The following is a 17,565-nucleotide window of genomic DNA, read 5'->3' on the forward strand; positions in this document are numbered from 1 at the left end:
CCCTTCCGGCACCCCCAGCGCCACTGACATCTGCGGCAGCAACCCGGCGGGCAGCAATTCCGTCATCACCGCCGTGAACGCCGCGGCCTGCTCGACTCGGGGCTCACGACGGAGATCATCCGCCGCATCCTCCCGTTCCTCGACGGGCCCGGCAAGATCGACCTGCACCCGGAGTGCCTCACACCCGAGCTCGTCGGCCTTCTGGAGGCCGAGGCGGACCGCATCCAGCAGCGCATCGACTGCCTGTCCCGCAACCGCGACGCCATCCACGCCTACCTGGCGGCCGTACGGGCGACGCGGCGGACGGCGGCGTCATGATCGCGCCCCAGCCCTCGCACCGCGTCGCCGGCGTGATCGCCCTCACCCCGCGCTGCTTGCCTGACCGCCGGCGGGGCAGGCTGATGTGGTGCCGACCGAACAGGAGGTGACCGGCATGGGTCGCGGAAAGCTCCTGCGCCACCACCACGAGCATTCCGGCACCATCGACCATCCACGCGCCTACGAGCTGCTCTCCCGGCTGGGCTACGCGGGGCGCCGGCGGCTGGTGTTCACGCAACTGGCCGCCCTGGCCGGCGCCGGACCCGGCGAGAGGGTGCTGGACGTGGGCTGCGGCACCGGCTACCTCACTCGCCGTCTGGCTCCGCTGGTCGCGCCGGGTGGCCGGGTCGTCGGCGTGGACCCGGCCCCGCGGATGATCGCCTACGCCCGCCACCGCTCCCCCGCGAACTGCGTCTACCTGGTGGGCGAGGGGCAGGCGCTGGACGTGCCCGGCGGGCCGTTCGACGTGGTGGTCTCCAGCCTCGCCGTGCACCACATCCCTCCCGGGGCGCGGGAGACCGCCGTGCGGGAGATGTTCCGCGTGCTGCGGCCGGGCGGCCGGCTGCTGATCGCGGAGCTCCGCCCGCCGCGGCGGCCGCTGGTGCGCCGGCTCACCGGCCCGCTCACCAGGCCGGTGAGCGGGCCGGTGAGCGGGCCGGTGAGCGGGCCGGGTGAGGCGGGCGACCCGGGTGAGGCGGGCGCCCTGGTTCGGGCCGCCGGGTTCCGTGTGCAGGCCGAGGGCGACCTGTGGCCGCTGCTGTGCTACGTGCGGGCGGTCAAGCCGTAGGCCCGCGCTGGCGCCCCTGTTGATCAAAACAGGCGTGGCGCTTCTTGCTCCTACAAGATCGCTACGTATAGTGATGGCCGATGTCACTTTCGTGATTACAGGGGGAGATCATGAGAAGTACCCTCATCGCCACCGGCGGTGCACTGGCCGCGGCGGCCGTGGTGTTCGGGGCCGGCGCGGCCGCTGCCGCCTCCGGCCACAACCCGCGCCACTGTGACCTCGCGGTGAACGAAGACTCGACCTACCACCACGTGACGGAGCACGGAAGGTTCGCCGGCACTCGCGACATCGACGCCTGCGTCCCCGGCCGCCACCACCATCACCACGACTGGCGCGGCAACCCGGACCGGGACGAGCGCAGCTGGGTCTTCGACTGGCTCAGGCGCTGATCTCCCGCCTCCTGGTCCCGGCGCCCCGCCAGGCGGGGCGCCGGGACCTCGGCTTTTCCGGTGCGTCGCCGAGTCGTTCGCGTTCGATAGCCTGACCGGGTGCGACTTGGTGTGAACGTCCCCAATTTCGGCCCTGGCACCGACCCCGGCATCCTGCGGCGATGGGCGCAGACCGCGGAGGGGCTGGGCTATGACCTGCTCATGGTCTCCGACCACGTGGTGATCACCCCCGACGTGGCGCGGAAATATCCGGCCCCCTTCTACGAGCCATTCACCACGCTGGCGTGGCTCGCCGGATGCACCGGCCACATCGCCCTCGGCACGACCGTGCTGATCGTCCCCTACCGGCATCCGCTGCTCGTGGCCCGCATGGCGGCCAACCTCAACGACCTCAGCGGCGGGCGGTTGGTGCTGGGCGTCGGGGCCGGGTGGGCGCGGCAGGAGTTCGAGGCGCTCGGCGTGGCGCACGAGCGGCGCGGCCGGCTGACCGACGAGCATCTCGCGGCGATCCGCGCGGCCTGGGCCGACGAGCGCGACTACCGCGCCGGCGACATCCCGATCTGGGTCGGCGGCAACAGCGACGCGGCCCTGCGCAGGGCGGCCCGGTTCGGCGAGGCCTGGCACCCGCTCAGGAACACCATGTCCTACCTGCGCGAGACATGGCCCCGGCTGAAAGACCTCGCGGCCGAGCACGGGCGGCCCACTCCCGACCTGGCGCCCAGGATTCTGCTGCGGATCACCACCTCGCCCGTCACGGGCCCCGACCGGCTCGCGGGCGAGGGCACGATCGACCAGGTCGCCGACGACCTCGAGCAACTGCGTCTGCTCGGCGCGGAAAGCGTCCTGCTCGACCCCTTCTCCGGCGACCCCGGCGAGACGCTCCACCCGGAGGCGGCCTGGGAGATGATCGCGGCGGTGGCCGCCCGCAGGACCGCCCGCTGATAGCGTTTATGGCGTAAAGAGTTCTTTCCGCGTGGGGAGTTCCGCGTTGGTCGTCTTCGCCGGGCAGGGTGACGCGCGCCGTTCGATGGCACTGCTGTGGCGCACGGGAGAGCCGGGCGAGGTGCGGCCCGGCCCCAAGCCTGGGCTGAGCGTCGACACGATCGTCGACGCCGCCATCGCCGTGGCCGACAGCGAGGGCATGGCGGCGCTGTCCATGCGCAGGGTGGGTGAGCGGCTCGGCCGCACCGGGATGGCCCTCTACACGTATGTGCCGAGCAAGAGCGAACTGGTCGACCTGATGTACGACCGGGTGCTGGCGGAGCTGCCCGCCGAGCACGACCTGGGCGGCGGGTGGCGGCCGGCGGTCACGTCGTGGGCCGAGCATGTGCTGGCGTTCTACCTGCGGCATCCGTGGGTGCTGCAGGTGTCTCAGGCGCGGCCGGTGCTGGGGCCGAACGAGTTCGCGATGCTGGACGGCCTGGTCCGGATCCTGCGCGAGACCGGCCTCGGGCCGCGGCGGTTGCGGGGCGTCGTGGCGCTGCTGTCCGACTTCGTACGAGGTGCGGCGCGCACGGTCTCCGAGTCGCGGTTGGCGCCGTCGGCGACCGGGGTGTCCGACGAGGAGTGGTGGCGGGCGCGTTCGTCGCTGCTCGAGGAGGTGGCGCCCGGTTTCGCCGCCAGCTACCCCATGGTGACGTGGGTGGAGTCGGAGGACAACGAGCCCGCGACGGACGAGCCCTACCTGGAGCACCGGGTCGGCGAGACGTTCGCCGTCGGCCTGGCCGTGCTCCTCGACGGCATCGAGGCGGCCGTGAAGTCCGGCTGACCGTCAGCGCGGTGCGGCGGGGTCATCGCGGCCGGAGCGCCGCTCGGACAGCTCGTCGAGGTCGCGTACGAACCAGAGGTGCTCGCCCCGGTTCGACTCGGTCACCCAGGCCTCCAGCGCCGAGCCGGGCGTGACGTGCCGGGAGATGTCGCCGACCACCGCGAGGCCGATCCGGTAGTTGACGAACTTCTGCGCGAACTCGCCCGCGACCCCGCTGCGGAGGACGAAGAAGTCGTCGTGCAGGCGTTCCACGGGGACGGCGACCCAGGTGGCGCGGCGCCCCCAGGCCTCGCCGATCAGGTCGATGGCGTCGCGGGCCTCGCGCAGGGGCTCGCCGTCCGGGTCGCAGACGTAAAGGTCGGGCATGGTGGTCTTCCTCCAGTTGGGGCCGGCACGGTCAGTCGCGCACGAGGGCGTCGACGATCCGCAGCACCTGGGCGGTCTCCTCGAGCCGGCCCAGGATGATGATCTTCAGGTGGGAGCGTTCCTCGTCGTGGACGAACTCCGCGCGCAGCCCGCGCGGCCCGCCGGACAGGGCCCCCAGGACCATCGTGCTGACGCGGTCCATGTCGCTCCTGGCGATGCCGTCGATCTGCACGATGCTCGACACCTCGGCGCGCCGGGCGGGGGCCGCGACCGGCAGGCCGGTGAACGCCTCCAGATCCTCTTTGGCGATGCGATAGCGCTTGCCGACCCGCACGGCGGGCAGCCGTCCGTCACGCACGTAGTTACGCACGGTCTTGACGTGCAGCCCCAGCCGGGTCGCCACCTGCTCCACGGTGAAATGCTCCATAACACTCCCTATTATGGAGTAGGTCAGGGAGTGATAGGGACATTCAGTGGGCTCAAGGTGGCGCAGAGCCGGAACGGCGGCGGCAGGTCGAGGGCCGCCGCCTCGGCCTCGTGGTAGCCGGCGCCCACACCGAGCCAGGCCCGGCCGCCGGTGGCGCTCGGTCAGCGCGGCCACGAACCCGCAGCTCTCCGGCCGCGGTACGCGCGCCACGCGCCGTACGCGGGTCAGGGGCGGGAGAAGACCGTGTCCAGTTCCGGGATGCGGGCCCGGTAGCCGGCGAGCAGGTCGCGGGCCACCGTCACCGAGTCGACCAGCGGGTGCAGCGCGAACGCCGCCGCCGCCAGCCGCGGCGACCCCGTCAGGGCCGCCTCGATGGCCGTCTGCTCCACCGCCTTGACCTGCTGCACCAGTCCGAGGAAGCGGCCCGGGAGCGGACTGGTGGCCAGGGGCCGCACTCCCCCGCCGCCCACCGCGCACGGTATCTCCACGACCGCCTCCGCGGGCAGCCCGGCGACCGCGCCGCCGTTGCGCACGTTGAGGATCATGGTGGACGGTTCCCCGCGCGCGAGGGCGGCCATGAGAGCGAGGGCGATGCCTTCGTACCCGCCCGCCTCCAGATCGGCGGCGTCGCGTTCGCCGGCGGCGGTCACGCCGCGGGCCTCGGCCATGTACGACTCGTCGCGTTCCCTGCGCGCCCTCTCCCATGAGTCCAGGGCGTCCGCGGGCCGCGCGCGTACGGCCGCGTAGAAGTCGTCCTGCTGGCGCAGCAAGGTCTCGCCGCGGGTGCGGCCGGAGACGGCGGCGACCGACTCCCGGGTGAAGTAGTAGTAGTACAGGTATTCGTTGGGGATCGCGCCGAGCGCGCGCACCCAGTCGGCGCCGAGGACGCGGGCCTCTTCCACCTGCCGCAGTGCGGCGTCGTCGGCGAGGAGGCGGGGCAGCGCGTCCTCGCCCTGGTGGGTGAGCCCGCACAACCAGCCGAGGTGGTTGAGCCCGACATATCCGGGCGAGACGCGGGCCGGGTCGAGCCCGAGCGCGGCGGCGGCCCGGCGTACCAGCCCGATGGGCGAGTCGCAGATGCCGATGACGCGGTCGCCGAGCACCTGGCGCATGGCCTCGGTGATCATGCCGGCGGGGTTGGTGAAGTTGATGACCCAGGCTTCGGGGGCGAGGGCGGCCACCTGTTCGGCCACCCGCACCGCGACCGGGACGGTGCGCAGGCCGTAGGCGATGCCGCCGGGGCCGGTCGTCTCCTGCCCGAGCACTCCCAGCTCCAGCGCCACGCGTTCGTCGGCGACGCGGCCCGCCAGCCCGCCGACGCGGATGGCGGAGAAGACGAAGTCCGCGTCGCGCAGCGCGGTGTCGAGGTCGGTGGTGACCCGCACCCGGGGCGGGTCGTCGTGCCGGGCGGCCATGGAGCGCAGCACGTGCCGCACGGCCTCCAGCCGCTCGGCGGACACGTCGTGGAGCACAATCTCCTCCACGCGCGGCTTGGCGGTGTCGCGCAGCAGCGCGCCGTAGACGAGCGGGACCCTGAAGCCTCCGCCGCCGAGGACGGCCAGTCTCATCCGAACCCCTTACGTGAGAAGCACCTGGGCGCCCGCCGCGGCGCAGGCGTCCAGTGTCGTCCTGTCGGCGCCCTCGTTCGTGACGATCACGTCGATGTCCTCGGGCCCGCACACCCGCAGGGCGCCGGTGCCGGGGAACTTGTGCCGGTCGACGAGCAGCACCACCTGCTCGGCCGCCGCGATCATGGCGCGCTTCAGCGGCACCTCGGCGAGCGTGGTGTCGACGAGCTGCCCGTCGGGCCGCACGCCGCTGGCCCCGAGGAACACCCGGTCGGCGACGACCTGGCTCAGCGCGGCCTCGGTGAGCACGCCGACCAGCGAGTGGTACGTCCTGCGCACCATACCGCCGAGCAGCAGCAGCTCGACCGCGGTGTCGGAGCGGAGCGCGTCGAGCACGGCCAGGCTGGAGGTGACCACCGTGACGCGCCGGCCGCGCAGCCGGCGGGCCAGCCGCATCGTGGTGGTCCCGATGTCGAGCAGCAGCACCTCGCCGTCGGCGACGAGCTGCGCGCCCCGGGCGGCCACCGCCTCCTTGTCCTGCTCGTCGACCGCGGCCACCTCGGCGAAGGGACGGTCGTCGTCGGCGTCGGCGCTGGCCAGGGCTCCGCCGCGGACCCGTCTGAGCGTGCCGTCGCGGTCGAGCACCTCGAGGTCCCTGCGGATGGTGGACGGGCTCACGCCGAGCTGGCTGGCGAGATCGCGGACGCTGGTCGCGCCGGAGAGCCGGACCCTTCGCATGATCTCGGCATGCCGGAGGCGCTGAAGCACGGCGCGAGTGTATCAGTCAAAATCGAGCAGGAGTGAGCATGTTCGAGCAAAACCAATGGCAAAGCACTTGAAGTAGCCGAGCAAACGTGCAAGATTTCCCACAATCGGAGTGTCGAGGAGGCCCCATCCCCGTGTCTGCCCAGGCGTACGACCCTCTCGCCGATGAGCGCACCCCGGAGGGTCCGCAGTTCGACGTGTTCCTGGCGGGCACCGTCTTCCTCGACATCGTCTTCACGGGCCTGCCCGCCATGCCCGCCGCGGGGACGGAGATCTGGGCCGAGGGCATGGGTTCGTGCCCGGGCGGCATCGCCAACCTGGCCATCGCGACCAGCCGGCTGGGCCTGCGCACCTCGCTGGCCGCCGCCTTCGGCGACGACGACTACGGCGACTTCTGCTGGCGCACGCTGGAGGAGCAGGAGGCGGTCGACCTGTCCAGGTCGCGGCGCTTCGAGCACTGGCACTCGCCGGTGACGGTCTCCATGGCGGTCGACCGCGACCGCAGCATGGTGACGCACGGCCACCCCGCACCCATGGCGAGCTCCGAGATGATCGGCTCGCCGCCACCCTCGCGGGCCGTGATCGTGACGCTCTCCCCCGACGAGCCGCTCGGCTCGCCCGGCGGCCTGTGCAGCTGGGCCGAGCTGGCGCACCGCAACGGCTCCCTCATCTTCGCGGACGTGGGCTGGGACCCGTCGGGCTCCTGGCCGTCGTCCATGCTCGAGCAGTTGTCCTTCTGCCACGCGTTCATGCCCAACGCGATCGAGGCGATGGCCTACACCGGCGCCGACACCCCGCGCGACGCTCTCTACGCGATCGCCGACAAGGTGCCGCTCGCGGTGGTGACCGACGGCGCCAACGGCGCCATGGCCATCGACTCCATGACGGGCGAGGAGGCGTTCGTCCCGGCGCCGCGGGTGACGGCGCTCGACCCCACAGGCGCGGGCGACGTCTTCGGCGCCGGCCTGGTGCTGGGCACGCTGTGCCGCTGGCCGCTCGCCGACCGGCTGGCCTTCGCCGAGGTCTGCGCGGGGCTGGCGGTGCAGCAGTTCGGCGGCTCGCTGGCCGCGCCGGGCTGGGGCGACATCGCCGACTGGTGGCACGAGGTGCGCGCGGCCGCCGCCCACAGCGGCGCCTACGGCAGCTCGCTGGCCCGCCGCTACGCCTTCCTCGACCGGCTGGTGCCCACCGTCCCGGTGGGCGCGGTCCGCCGCGCGGCGGCCACCATCGCCCGCTACGCCGACGTGGGCATGCCGCCCGGGTCTGCCGGGACGCAGCCGCACCACAACCCCCACGAGGCGTCAGGCCAGCCCGGCGACGGGGGCCCTGCCACGTCTCGCGTGCCTGCGCAGAAGGAGTAACACCATGATCGCCCCGACGCGAGAAGGCCGGACCACGAGATCGCCGGGCTCCAGGACACTCGCCGTGCTCGCCGCGGCGGCCCTGACCCTCGCGGCGTGCGCACCCGGCTCCTCCGCCCCGCCTGCGGCCACCCCCTCGCAGCCCGGCGCGTCGGCGGTCCGCACCGACGCCGCGACCCTAGGCGACGTCACCCTCACCGTCTGGGACCAGGAGGTACGCGGCGGTCAGGCGGCCCAGATGAAGCAGCTCAACGCCGCGTTCGAGGCGAAATACCCCAATATCAAGCTCAACCGGGTGTCCCGTTCCTTCGACGACCTCAACGCCACCCTGCGCCTGGCGCTCAGCGGCAACGAGCCGCCCGACGTGGTGGAGGCCAACAACGGCCGCTCGGCGATGGGCGCGTTCGTCAAGGCGGGGCAGCTGCTGCCGCTCGACGCCTACGCCGAGGCGTACGGGTGGAAGGAGCGCTATCCGGAGTCGGTGCTGCGCTACTCGCGCTACAGCGCCGACGGCAAGGTGTTCGGCGACGGCAACCTGTACGGCCTGCCGCAGGTCGGCGAGGTCGTCGGCATCTTCTACAACGCCGCCAAGCTGACCGAGCTCGGCCTCGAGCCGCCGAAGACCTGGGAGGAGTTCCAGGCCGCGCTGGCCAAGGCCAAGGCGGCCGGCGAGGTGCCGATGCAGCTGGGCAACCTCGACAAGTGGCCCGCCGTCCACGTGTTCGGCACCGTGCAGAGCCGCGACGTGCCCGCCGACCAGATCCGTACGCTGGCCTTCGGCCGCAAGGGCGCCTCGTGGAACACACCCGAGAACACCAAGGCCGCCCAGCAGCTCGTCGACTGGGTCGGCAAGGGCTACTTCAACAAGGGCTTCAACGGGCAGGGCTACGACCCGGCCTGGCAGGCGTTCGGCAAGGGCGAGGGCGTCTTCATGATCGCCGGCACGTGGCTCCTCGCCGACCTGCAGAAGAACCTCGGCGACGACGTCGGCTTCATCCTGCCGCCCGGCGCCACGGTCGGCGCGGCGCCCGTCGCGACCGGGGGCACCGGCCTGCCGTTCGCCATCACGGCGAAGAGCCCGCACCCGGACGCGGCGGCGGCGTACATCGACTTCATCACCAGCGCCGAGGCGATGAAGGTGCTCACCGACACCGGCAACCTGCCCGTCGCCGACACGGCCGCGCAGAAGGTGCCGGAGGGCCCGCAGCAGGACGTCTTCACCGCGTTCGGCACGGTGAGCGCGGAGAACGGGCTGGTCCCCTACCTCGACTACGCCACTCCGACGTTCGCCGACACGCTGGGCGCGGCGCTGCAGGACCTGCTGGCCGAGAAGGCGAGCCCGCAGGAGTTCCTCGCCACGCTGGAGAAGGACTACAAGACGTTCGCTGAGAGCAACGGGTGACCCAGCGTTCCGGTGCGGCGCGGCCCCCCGGGGAGCCGCGCCGCGTCGCCTACCTCTACCTGCTTCCGGCGTTCCTGGTCTACGCGGCGTTCCTGCTCTACCCGATCGGCCGCGCGGTCCACCTGTCGTTCTTCGACTGGGACGGGCTGTCGCTCGGCCGCTGGGCGGGCCTGGACAACTACGTGGCGATCGTCACCGACGAGGGGCTGCGGGCCGCCTTCGGGCACGCCCTGGTGCTCATCGTGTTCTACGCGGTCGTGCCGCTGGCCGTCGGGCTGGCGCTGGCGGCCATCCTGCACCACGCCAAGGTGCGCGGGCTCGGGTTCTTCCGCACCGTGGTGTTCCTGCCGCAGGTGATCGCCATGGTCGTGGTGGCCGTCGCCTGGCGTCGCATCTACGCCCCAGACGGCACGCTGAACGCCCTGCTCGGCGCGCTCGGACTCGACTCGCTGACGCGGGGCTGGCTGGGCGACCACACGTTCGCGCTGCCCTCGGTCGGGGTGGTCGGCACGTGGTTCGAGACGGGGCTGGTGACGGTGCTGCTGCTGGCGGGGATGAGCCGCATTCCCGGCGAGCTGTACGAAGCGGCCCGGCTCGACGGCGCCGGGGCCGTCAAGGAGTTCTTCGCCGTCACGCTGCCGTCGGTGCGCGGGGAGATCGCGGTGGCGCTGACGCTGACCGTGATCGCCGCGCTGCGCACGTTCGACCTGGTGTACGTCACCACGCGCGGCGGCCCCGGCGACTCCACGTCGGTGCCGTCGTACGAGGTGTACCACCGGGCCTTCGGGCTCAGCCAGGTGGGTTCGGCGGCGGCCATCGGCGTGACGCTCACCATCGTGATCTTCGCCATCTCGTTCGGCATCAACCGGTTCGCGGACAGGAGCACCACGTGATCTCGCGAGGGGAGCGGGTGGCCAACTACGTCATCCTGTCGGCGTTCGCCGCGTTCGCGCTCTTCCCCATCGTGACGATCCTGTCAGCCGCTCTCGGCCCCGCCGACACCGGCGGGACGTCGGGGTTCGGCAACTTCGCCGCGGCGTGGGAGATCGGGCACTTCGGCACCTACCTGCGCAGCAGCCTGCTGGTGTCGGGGTTCGTCGTGATCGTCAGCGTGGTGCTGTCTATCATGAGCGGGTACGCGTTCGGCACGATGCGCTTTCGCGGCCAGTCGGCGCTGTTCTACCTGTTCCTGCTCGGAATCATGATGCCGAGCGAGGCCATCGCGGTCCCGCTCTACTTCGACCTGCGCACCCTCGGCCTGATCGACACGTTCTGGTCGGTGACGTTGCCACAGGTCGCGTTGTCGGTGGCGTTCGGCACGTTCTGGATGCGGGCGTACTTCCGCGCGAGCAACCGGGCGATCGTCGAGGCGGCGCGCATCGACGGCGCGTCGAGCTGGCGCATCCTGTGGCGGGTGCTGCTGCCGCCGGCCCGGCCCGCCGTCGTCACCCTGACCTTGCTGATCTTCATGTGGACCTGGAACGAGTTCCTCATCCCGCTGATCATGGTGACCAGCGAGTCGTTGCGGACGGCGCCGCTGGGCCTGGCCTTCTTCCAGGGCCAGTACACCTCAGGCTTCACCCTCCTCGCGGCCGGCTCGGTGATCGTGGCCACCCCTGTCGTGATCTTCTATCTGTTCCTCCAGCGCCATTTCGTCCGCGGGCTGCTCCAGGGGGCGGTCCGCGAGTAGTCATCCGGAGGTTCCATGCATGCTACAGCCGTGGGCCGGCTGGCCGTGACGGCCGCCGTCCTACTCGCTCTCCTGCCGGCCGCACCGGCCGGCGCGGCCGGCCCGGCCGGTCCCGACTCCCCCGTGGACCTCGACGCGCTGTTCGTCGGCGCACACCCCGACGACGAGGCCTTCAGCCTGTCGACGCTCGGGCAGTGGAACGAGGACCACGGCGTGCGCACCGGCGTCGTCACCGTGACCAGGGGCGAGGGCGGCGGCAACGCGGTCGGGCCCGAGGAGGGCCCGGCGCTCGGCCTGCTGCGCGAGGCGGAGGAGCGTACGGCCGTGGGCAAGGCGGGGGTGCGCGAGGTGTTCAACCTCGACGACGTCGACTTCTACTACACGGTGAGTGCCCCGCTGACCGACCAGGTGTGGGGCGGCGACACGTTGGAGAAGGTCGTCAGGGTCGTCCGCACGACCAGGCCGGAGATCCTGCTGACCATGGACCCGGCCCCCACGCCCGGCAACCACGGCAACCACCAGCTGGCCGCGCGGCTGGCCGTCGAGGCGTTCTACGCGGCGGCCGACCCGAAGGCGTTCCCCCACCAGATCAGCCGGGAGGAGCTGCGGCCGTTCGCGCCCGCCCGGCTGCTGACCGGCGGCGGGCGCGGCACCTCCAGGAACGGCCCCGACTGCGCCTCCACGTTCCGCCCCGACAACCCGGCGCAGAACGTCTACGGCGTGTGGAGCGGGCGCGCCTCCGCCGCGCGGGGCGCCACCTGGGCCGCCGTCGAGCGTGAGGCGCAGCGCACGTACGCCTCCCAGGGCTGGGCCGGCTTCCCCGACGTGCCGACCGACCCCGCTCAGCTCGAATGCGACTTCTTCACGCAGGTGGACGCCCGGGTGCCGTTCCCCGAGCCGGGCACCGACGCCGCGGCGGCCCCCACGGCCGTCCTCGACGGCTCGCTGACCAGGGCGAAGGACGCCGTACCGCTCGGCACGCTGTTCGCCCTGCGCTCGGAGACGTTCGACGTGCGCCCGGGGACCGCGTTCACGGTCGAGGTCACCGCGACCGCTCCTCCGCGCACGGCGCTGGGCCGCTCGTCCGTGGCGCTGCGCGTGCCGGACGGCTGGCAGGTCAGCGGGTCCGGCGACCTCGGCAGGATCGGCGCCGGCCGCACCGGCGACGCGACGTTCACGGTGACGCCTCCCGAGGGCGGCGCGGGCGAGCGCGCCCGTCTCGCGGCCACGCTGAGCACCGAGCGGGGCCGCGGCTACACCGACCGCCAGGTCGAGCTCAGCCCGTCCGTACGCGGTGAGCAGCAGCCGCTCCCCCAGGTCGCCCAGTTCCGCACCTGGGTGGAGGAGGTGGGCGTGCCGCAGCTGCGCGGCCTGGTCACCCCGGTCCTCACGCTGCCGTCGGGCGGGTCCCGGCAGGTCGGCGTCGTGGTCACGAACGTGAGCGAGGACACCCGGTCGGGCACCGTACGCCTCGGCCTGCCCGACGGCTTCACCGCAGACCGCGCCGAGGCCGCCTTCGACGATCTGGCGGCGGGCGAGTCGGCGACCGTGCCGTTCACCGTCACCAACTCCGACCCGTCGCTGAAGACCTCGAACGAAGGCGGCGACTACGCCTACACCATCACCACCACGAGCGAGGACGGCTCCAGCACGAGCAGGCCGGCGCTGGAGCTCGTGCCCGCGGCCACCGTCCCGCAGGCCGGTTCCGCGCCGGACGTCGACGGCGCCGAGGGTGACGGCGAGTACTCCGGCGCCGCCCTCGACGTCTCCCGCCTGTGGGAGGGCGACGCCTGCTCCTCGGCCGCCGACTGCTCGGGCACGGCCAGGGCGGCCTGGCGCGACGACACGCTGTACCTGCTGGTGCACGTGAAGGACGACGTGCTCGGCACGCGGCTGCCCGCCTCCGACTGCAAGCGGCACTGGCGCACCGACGCGGTGGAGATCACCCTGGACCCGCGGGGCACCTCGGAGAACACCTCAACGACGTTCAAGGCCGCGGTGCTGCCGGTGACCGCCGAGGGCCCGCCGTGTTTCCTGCGGGACGCGGACAACCGCCAGGGTCCCGGTGAGGAGACCGCTCCCGGCATGCGGGTGGCCTCGGCGGTGTCCGAGGGCGCGTACACGGTGGAGATGTCCATCCCGATGGAGGTGCTGCCCGCCGCCGTCGACCCGGAGCGCCTCGGGCTCAACATCCTGGTGTACGACTCCGACACCCAGGACAAGACCGGCCAGACCCGGATCGGGTGGTCGACGTGGGGCGGCGTGCAGGGCGACCCGTACCGGTGGGGCGTGGCGACGCTGCCCGGGTACGAGCCGCCGGCGGACCGGCCGACCACGCCCGCCGACCCGGTGATCCCCGACACGGCCCTGTCCAGCCTCGACTCGCCGCAGTCGCTGGAGCAGGCGGTACGCGTGCACGTGCCGCTGGCCGGCGGCCCCGCGGCCAGGCATTCGCGCGGCGGCCAGGTCGTCTCCGCGGCGCGCGCCGAGGGCGCGGTGAAGGTGCGGCTGCGGGCGCGGGCGGCGGGCAAGGCGCACCTGTTCGTCCGCGACGGCCAGGGGACGGCGGGCGGCCGCGTCGTCACCGTGCCCCACCAGGGGACGACGACCGTGACGGTGAAACCGGACCGGGCCCTGGGCCCCGGTGCGAAGGTCGTGGCCGGGTGGGAGGCCTCCGGCGACGGGACGGCCGTCTCACAGGTGAGCGTGCGCTGACGTAAGGCAGCGGACCGCGCCCCGCCCCGGGTGTGTCACCCCGGGGCGGGCTCGCGGACCACGTCGTAGCGCAGCCAGAGCATCCCGTCGCCGCCGACGTGGGCGAAGAGCAGCCGCAGCCGGGTCGGGACCTCCCCGTCGGCGAGTTCCGGGCCGTCGAAGAGCGTCGGCGTGCCCAGCCCGCCGATGGCCGCTGGGATGACGAGCAACTGGATCTCGTCGACGAGGCCGGCCCGCAGCAGCGCGCCGTTGAGGCCGCCCCCCGCCGTCGAGACGACACAGGTGACCCCGAGTTTCTCCCGCATGCGCCGCAGGGCGGCGGCGAGGTCGACACGTTCGCCGCCGGCGACCAGGTAGGGGATCCGCTCCCGGCGCAGATGGGCCAGATAGGGCGCGGGCGTGGCACGGGCCACCAGCACCAGCAGGTCGTATTCGCCGTCGCGCTTCATGGACCACCGCACCCGGCCGCGGCTGTCGACGACCGCGAACCACTTCTCGTGCCCTGGCCGCTCGGCGACCTCCTCGGGCAGGAAGTCCGTGTGGAGCGCGTCCACCGGCTCGTCGAACTCCTCGGGCAGGCCGGTCAGCGGCCCGGCGGAGTCGGTGACGAGCGATCCGCTCCCTTCCAGGACCGCCTGCGGCCCATGCAGGCCTGCCAGCAGCGACGAACGCGCGTCCTCGGCCGCCTGCGCCCCCTCCGGCTGCATGGACCGCCAGATCCTGTGGGCGCTGTCGTCCATCAGCAGGCGGTCGCGACGGAGTGTCACGCGCCCGTCGACCGACGTCGACACGGAGACCACGACGCGTGGCCGGGGCGTCTCGTCCATGACGGCTCCCCCTCCTCTTGCCCGGGGACGTGCGGTCTCCTTCCTATCGAGTGGCACCGACAGTTTCGCGTGGGTCATCGAAACCGTGGCGTGCGCCGGCGGGGCTCAGTACGTTGACCGGATGGATCTTGACGATTTCGAGCCGCCCGCCCCGGCGTTCTTCGATCTTCACGCCGACGTGCTCGCCACGCTCCCTCCCGTGCGTCTCGCCGGCCTGCGTGAGCTGGCCGCGGGCGCGAGACGGAGTCCCGGGTTGCGGCGGGCGGCCGAATACGCCAGAAGCGCCCGGGATCTCGGGTACGACCCGGGCGACCTCCCGCCCCCGGACATCTCCGAGGAGGAGGGCAAGATGTTCACGCTCGCGGCCGATGCCGGCTTCCTGGAGGTCAAAGAGGGCTTCTTCGCGACGCCCCGCGGTGTCGCCTGGCCGGACGTCCCCGATGCCGAGGCGGCAGAGACGTGGGCCGCGGGCATGTACGGCGTCCTCGTCGGGAACGTCACCGACCAAATCCCGATCGAGCCTCTCGACGACGAGCTGCTCGATCAGGACCCCGACGGCGAGGACGCCCTGCCCAACTTTAACGACGCGTTCCACGACCTCGTCCCCGCGTTGCTGGTCACGCTGCTCCGGACGCCGGGCGGCGTGCCCGTCAGCGAGCTGCGCCGGGCCGCCGCGGAGCATACCGGGCAAATCTCCTGGGACACCGTCGCGACTCACCAAGGCGACCCGCTCGCCTCGACACTGGAGCCCCTCGCCGAGTACGGCGTCGTCGCGGTCGAGGACGACGCGGTGCGGCTGACGCCCCTCGGGCTCCACGGCACGGTGTTCCACATCCGGGAAGAGGGTCACTCAGTAGGATTATCGAACACGGCCGGCTGACGGGCCGGCCGCGGTCCCCGTTCCGGATGCCGCGTGCTGGGTAGCGGAGGTGACCGGCGTGGTCCGCCGAGGGCCCGGGGGGGGAATCATGGTCCGTACACCCGAAACCACCATCGATCCGCGCTACAGCAGCGACAACGCCGAGGCGATCCCGTGGCAGGACGCCGTCGCCGCCCTCGGGAACGCGGAGCTGTTCTGGGTGTCCACCGTCCGGCCTGACGGGCGGCCGCACGTCACGCCGGTCGTCGGGGTCTGGCTGGACGACGCCTTCTACTTCTCCACCGGGCCGGAGGAGCAGAAGGCGAAGAACCTCGCGGCCGGCCCGCACTGCGCGGTGACCACGGGGTGCAACCGGTGGAACGAGGGCCTCGACATCGTCCTGCACGGCGACGCCGTCCCGGTGCGCGACGTGCAGGTGCTGCGCCGGGTGGCCGACGCCCACACCGCCAAGTACGGCAGCGCCTGGGCCGCCGAGGTCGGCGACGACGGCGTCTTCCGCATGCACGGGCACGAACCGCTGGTGTACGAGGTCGTACCGGCACAGGCACTGGGGTTCGGCAAGACGGAGGGATTCAGCCACACCCGGTGGGGCTTCACCGCCGAGCCCGCCTGACCGGCGGCCCGGTACGACGCCCCGGACCTCACGTGCGGACCCAGCGGTGGTAGGCGTCCAGGGCGACGTTGCCGCCGCAGACGATGGTGGCCACGTGGCGCCCGGCGAAGCGGTCACGGTCCTCCATGACGGCGGCGACGCCGAGGGCGGCGGAGGGTTCGGCGACGGGCCCGGCGTCCTCCAGGAGCATCCGCATGCCCGCGACGATCGACGACTCCCGCACCAGGACGGCGTCGTCGGCCACCTGGAGAAGGTCGTCCAGGGCCGCGGGGACGGGGTGGCGGCAGCCCCAGCTCGGCGCCGCGCGGCGGTCACGGTCACCTTGCGCAACGTAGGCGGCTGGTATGAGCGGAAGGTCCGTGACGACGGCGGCGCGGCGCCGGTGCAGGACGGCGCCGGTCACGGCCTGGTCGGCATGCGGGAACGCGCCGAGCTGCTCGGTGGCTCGCTCACGGCCGGCCCGGAGGGCGACGGCTTCCGTTAATGGATGCCGTCCTCGCGTATACAGGCGACGTTGCAGCATTGCGTGGGTTTGCCCCACATGGCGGCTCCGATGTGGGGGAAGAAGGCAACCGGTCGGGCCCGTTGAGCAGATCACGGCGCGGGCATTCCGGCCGGCAACCGTCTCCCTGATCATGGTTCGACATGGCGGGCGTGGCCGATGGCGGGGCCGGCGTCGCCGGAGCGCAGGGTGCTGGTTCCCGCGCGGCGACCGGCGCCGTACAGACTTCGCCTGTCAAGTGTGCACCCGGTTACCTGGGGAATCAGGCCAATTGGCTGCTTTACGCCGCCGTACACGCGCCGCCCGGTGCCGCAGTTCACCGGCGCCACCTGGGGCGGCCGCTTCCGCACAGGGGAGATGAGCGATGCGGGTCCATGCCGTCCCTGCCCCGATGACCGTCGCCTCCGACGCCCGGCTCGCCGACGTGGTCTTCGCCAGCGACCGGGTGGACAGCGACATGGCCCTGTTCCGGCGCCGGTCGACCGGCGGCTGGCGTCCCGTGACGGCGAGGCGGTTCGCGGCCGACGTTCGCAGCCTGGCGGCCGGCTTCCTCGCCGCCGGGATCCAGCCCGGCGATCGGATCGCGCTGCTGGCCGCCACCAGCTACGAGGGGACGCTGGTGGACTACGCCCTGTGGACGGTGGCGGCGCCGCCGGTCCCGATCTACGAGACCTCCTCGGCCGAGCAGGTCCGCTGGGTGCTGCAGGACGCCGGCCCCGTCGCGGCGGTGGTCGAGCACGAGACTCGTCACCGCGCAGAAGATCGGCACGGTGGGGCCGCCCCTGCCCGGGGTCGAGGTCCGGATCGCCGACGACGGCGAGATCCTGATCAAAGGCCCGATCGTGTTCCAGGGTTACTGAGGCGCTGGCGTCGTGGAAGCGGGCCGCCGGCCGGCCCGAGCAGGACGCGGCCGAGCTTCGCGACGATCCTGACCTGCTGGCCGCGCTGCAGGCGGCCGTGGACGAGGCCAACACGACGGTGAGCCGGGCCGAGTCGATCCGCAGGTTCCGGATACTTCCGGTCGACCTGACCGAGCAGAACGGATATCTGACCCCGACCATGAAGGTCAAGCGTGCCATGGTCCACAAGGACTTCGCGGCCGACATCGAGGAGCTGTACCGCTGAGCACCAGACGCCAGGACCGGCGGATCCGCCGCGTCGCGGGGGCGCGATCGACGCTGGATCGA

21 protein-coding genes are annotated in these 17,565 nt (G+C 72.6%); 14 read left to right on the forward strand and 7 right to left on the reverse strand.

The window, feature by feature from the left end; genetic code table 11:
* The coding region (locus E1267_RS44140) for a hypothetical protein (protein ID WP_165959513.1) at window positions 1-270 on the reverse strand (270 nt) is incomplete at its 3' end.
* Window positions 271-433: 163 nt separating this feature from the next.
* Between E1267_RS44140 and E1267_RS08430 the strand changes: the two genes are divergently transcribed.
* From E1267_RS08430 to E1267_RS08445, 4 genes are all read left to right on the forward strand, one after another.
* Window positions 434-1,105: a class I SAM-dependent methyltransferase gene (locus E1267_RS08430; RefSeq protein WP_220449381.1), complete on the forward strand. Its 672-nt coding sequence runs from the start codon at window positions 434-436 to the stop codon at window positions 1,103-1,105.
* A gap of 110 nt (window positions 1,106-1,215) precedes the next feature.
* Entirely contained in the window at window positions 1,216-1,494 is a 279-nt protein-coding gene (locus E1267_RS08435; protein ID WP_132331497.1) for a hypothetical protein, read from the forward strand.
* 99 nt (window positions 1,495-1,593) lie between these two features.
* The gene (locus E1267_RS08440; protein WP_132331499.1) at window positions 1,594-2,436 is read left to right on the forward strand and encodes an LLM class flavin-dependent oxidoreductase; all 843 of its coding nucleotides are present in this window, start codon (window positions 1,594-1,596) and stop codon (window positions 2,434-2,436) included.
* A gap of 46 nt (window positions 2,437-2,482) precedes the next feature.
* The gene (locus E1267_RS08445; protein ID WP_132331501.1) at window positions 2,483-3,262 is read left to right on the forward strand and encodes a TetR/AcrR family transcriptional regulator; all 780 of its coding nucleotides are present in this window, start codon (window positions 2,483-2,485) and stop codon (window positions 3,260-3,262) included.
* 3 nt (window positions 3,263-3,265) lie between these two features.
* On the opposite strand, the gene E1267_RS08450 is transcribed toward E1267_RS08445, so the two are convergent.
* The 4 genes from E1267_RS08450 to E1267_RS08465 all read right to left on the reverse strand — a co-directional run bounded on the left by E1267_RS08450 (window position 3,266) and on the right by E1267_RS08465 (window position 6,391).
* Entirely contained in the window at window positions 3,266-3,628 is a 363-nt protein-coding gene (locus E1267_RS08450) for a DUF4180 domain-containing protein (RefSeq protein ID WP_132331503.1), read from the reverse strand.
* A 31-nt stretch (window positions 3,629-3,659) separates the two neighbouring features.
* Window positions 3,660-4,055: a helix-turn-helix domain-containing protein gene (locus E1267_RS08455; RefSeq protein ID WP_132331505.1), complete on the reverse strand. Its 396-nt coding sequence runs from the start codon at window positions 4,053-4,055 to the stop codon at window positions 3,660-3,662.
* Window positions 4,056-4,279: 224 nt separating this feature from the next.
* The gene (locus E1267_RS08460) at window positions 4,280-5,623 is read right to left on the reverse strand and encodes a 6-phospho-beta-glucosidase (protein WP_132331507.1); all 1,344 of its coding nucleotides are present in this window, start codon (window positions 5,621-5,623) and stop codon (window positions 4,280-4,282) included.
* Window positions 5,624-5,632: 9 nt separating this feature from the next.
* Window positions 5,633-6,391, reverse strand: coding sequence for a DeoR/GlpR family DNA-binding transcription regulator (locus E1267_RS08465; protein ID WP_132331509.1), 759 nt, complete (start codon window positions 6,389-6,391; stop codon window positions 5,633-5,635).
* 131 nt (window positions 6,392-6,522) lie between these two features.
* On the opposite strand from E1267_RS08465, the gene E1267_RS08470 reads away from it, so the two are divergent.
* Genes E1267_RS08470 through E1267_RS08490 form a run of 5 tightly spaced genes read left to right on the forward strand, consistent with a single transcriptional unit; the run spans window position 6,523 to window position 13,556 of the window.
* Window positions 6,523-7,749, forward strand: coding sequence for a PfkB family carbohydrate kinase (locus E1267_RS08470; protein ID WP_132331511.1), 1,227 nt, complete (start codon window positions 6,523-6,525; stop codon window positions 7,747-7,749).
* A gap of 4 nt (window positions 7,750-7,753) precedes the next feature.
* A complete protein-coding gene (locus E1267_RS08475; protein WP_132331513.1) occupies window positions 7,754-9,151 on the forward strand; it encodes an extracellular solute-binding protein in 1,398 nt (465 codons plus the stop codon).
* Window positions 9,148-10,044, forward strand: coding sequence for a carbohydrate ABC transporter permease (locus E1267_RS08480; RefSeq protein WP_132331515.1), 897 nt, complete (start codon window positions 9,148-9,150; stop codon window positions 10,042-10,044). Before E1267_RS08475 ends, E1267_RS08480 begins: the two co-directional genes overlap by 4 nt.
* Window positions 10,041-10,841 (forward strand): carbohydrate ABC transporter permease, encoded by an 801-nt coding sequence (locus E1267_RS08485; protein WP_132331517.1) that lies wholly within the window; start codon window positions 10,041-10,043, stop codon window positions 10,839-10,841. The genes E1267_RS08480 and E1267_RS08485 overlap by 4 nt, the downstream gene beginning before the upstream one ends.
* Window positions 10,842-10,856: 15 nt before the next feature.
* A complete protein-coding gene (locus E1267_RS08490; protein ID WP_132331519.1) occupies window positions 10,857-13,556 on the forward strand; it encodes a sugar-binding protein in 2,700 nt (899 codons plus the stop codon).
* A gap of 35 nt (window positions 13,557-13,591) precedes the next feature.
* Here E1267_RS08490 and E1267_RS08495 read toward each other — a convergent pair whose 3' ends face one another.
* A complete protein-coding gene (locus E1267_RS08495) occupies window positions 13,592-14,383 on the reverse strand; it encodes a RibD family protein (RefSeq protein WP_132331521.1) in 792 nt (263 codons plus the stop codon).
* 121 nt (window positions 14,384-14,504) lie between these two features.
* On the opposite strand from E1267_RS08495, the gene E1267_RS08500 reads away from it, so the two are divergent.
* Window positions 14,505-15,263 carry a hypothetical protein gene (locus E1267_RS08500; RefSeq protein ID WP_132331523.1) on the forward strand — a complete coding sequence of 253 codons (759 nt, stop codon included), beginning with the start codon at window positions 14,505-14,507 and terminating at the stop codon, window positions 15,261-15,263.
* An 88-nt stretch (window positions 15,264-15,351) separates the two neighbouring features.
* Entirely contained in the window at window positions 15,352-15,876 is a 525-nt protein-coding gene (locus E1267_RS08505; protein ID WP_132331525.1) for a pyridoxamine 5'-phosphate oxidase family protein, read from the forward strand.
* Between the two features lie 28 nt (window positions 15,877-15,904).
* Here the strand turns inward: E1267_RS08505 and E1267_RS08510 are convergent, their stop codons facing one another.
* Window positions 15,905-16,264, reverse strand: a complete 360-nt coding sequence (locus tag E1267_RS08510) for a pyridoxal-phosphate dependent enzyme (protein WP_246063624.1) — start codon at window positions 16,262-16,264, stop codon at window positions 15,905-15,907.
* Between E1267_RS08510 and E1267_RS44145 the strand changes: the two genes are divergently transcribed.
* The 3 genes from E1267_RS44145 (at window position 16,199) to E1267_RS46215 (ending at window position 17,503) form a co-directional block, all read left to right on the forward strand.
* Entirely contained in the window at window positions 16,199-16,360 is a 162-nt protein-coding gene (locus E1267_RS44145; RefSeq protein ID WP_165959514.1) for an ATP-binding protein, read from the forward strand. The genes E1267_RS08510 and E1267_RS44145 overlap by 66 nt on opposite strands.
* A 382-nt stretch (window positions 16,361-16,742) precedes the next feature.
* Entirely contained in the window at window positions 16,743-17,360 is a 618-nt protein-coding gene (locus E1267_RS08515; RefSeq protein WP_132331526.1) for an AMP-binding protein, read from the forward strand.
* Window positions 17,336-17,503 carry a hypothetical protein gene (locus E1267_RS46215; RefSeq protein ID WP_246063618.1) on the forward strand — a complete coding sequence of 56 codons (168 nt, stop codon included), beginning with the start codon at window positions 17,336-17,338 and terminating at the stop codon, window positions 17,501-17,503. The genes E1267_RS08515 and E1267_RS46215 overlap by 25 nt, the downstream gene beginning before the upstream one ends.
* Window positions 17,504-17,565 lie beyond the last annotated feature (62 nt).

It is taken from the genome of Nonomuraea longispora (assembly GCF_004348345.1).
GTDB classification, from domain to species: domain Bacteria; phylum Actinomycetota; class Actinomycetes; order Streptosporangiales; family Streptosporangiaceae; genus Nonomuraea; species Nonomuraea longispora.

Excerpts from the sequence above, each read along its gene's own strand:
- E1267_RS08490 (WP_132331519.1), top strand. The coding sequence starts at position 10,857 with ATGCATGCTACAGCCGTGGGCCGGCTGGCCGTGACGGCCGCCGTCCTA.
- E1267_RS08505 (WP_132331525.1), top strand. The coding sequence starts at position 15,352 with ATGGTCCGTACACCCGAAACCACCATCGATCCGCGCTACAGCAGCGAC.
- E1267_RS08430 (WP_220449381.1), top strand. The coding sequence starts at position 434 with ATGGGTCGCGGAAAGCTCCTGCGCCACCACCACGAGCATTCCGGCACC.
- E1267_RS08450 (WP_132331503.1), bottom strand. The coding sequence starts at position 3,628 with ATGCCCGACCTTTACGTCTGCGACCCGGACGGCGAGCCCCTGCGCGAG.
- E1267_RS08515 (WP_132331526.1), top strand. The coding sequence starts at position 16,743 with ATGCGGGTCCATGCCGTCCCTGCCCCGATGACCGTCGCCTCCGACGCC.
- E1267_RS08500 (WP_132331523.1), top strand. The coding sequence starts at position 14,505 with ATGGATCTTGACGATTTCGAGCCGCCCGCCCCGGCGTTCTTCGATCTT.
- E1267_RS08495 (WP_132331521.1), bottom strand. The coding sequence starts at position 14,383 with ATGGACGAGACGCCCCGGCCACGCGTCGTGGTCTCCGTGTCGACGTCG.
- E1267_RS08455 (WP_132331505.1), bottom strand. The coding sequence starts at position 4,055 with ATGGAGCATTTCACCGTGGAGCAGGTGGCGACCCGGCTGGGGCTGCAC.
- E1267_RS08435 (WP_132331497.1), top strand. The coding sequence starts at position 1,216 with ATGAGAAGTACCCTCATCGCCACCGGCGGTGCACTGGCCGCGGCGGCC.
- E1267_RS08475 (WP_132331513.1), top strand. The coding sequence starts at position 7,754 with ATGATCGCCCCGACGCGAGAAGGCCGGACCACGAGATCGCCGGGCTCC.
- E1267_RS08460 (WP_132331507.1), bottom strand. The coding sequence starts at position 5,623 with ATGAGACTGGCCGTCCTCGGCGGCGGAGGCTTCAGGGTCCCGCTCGTC.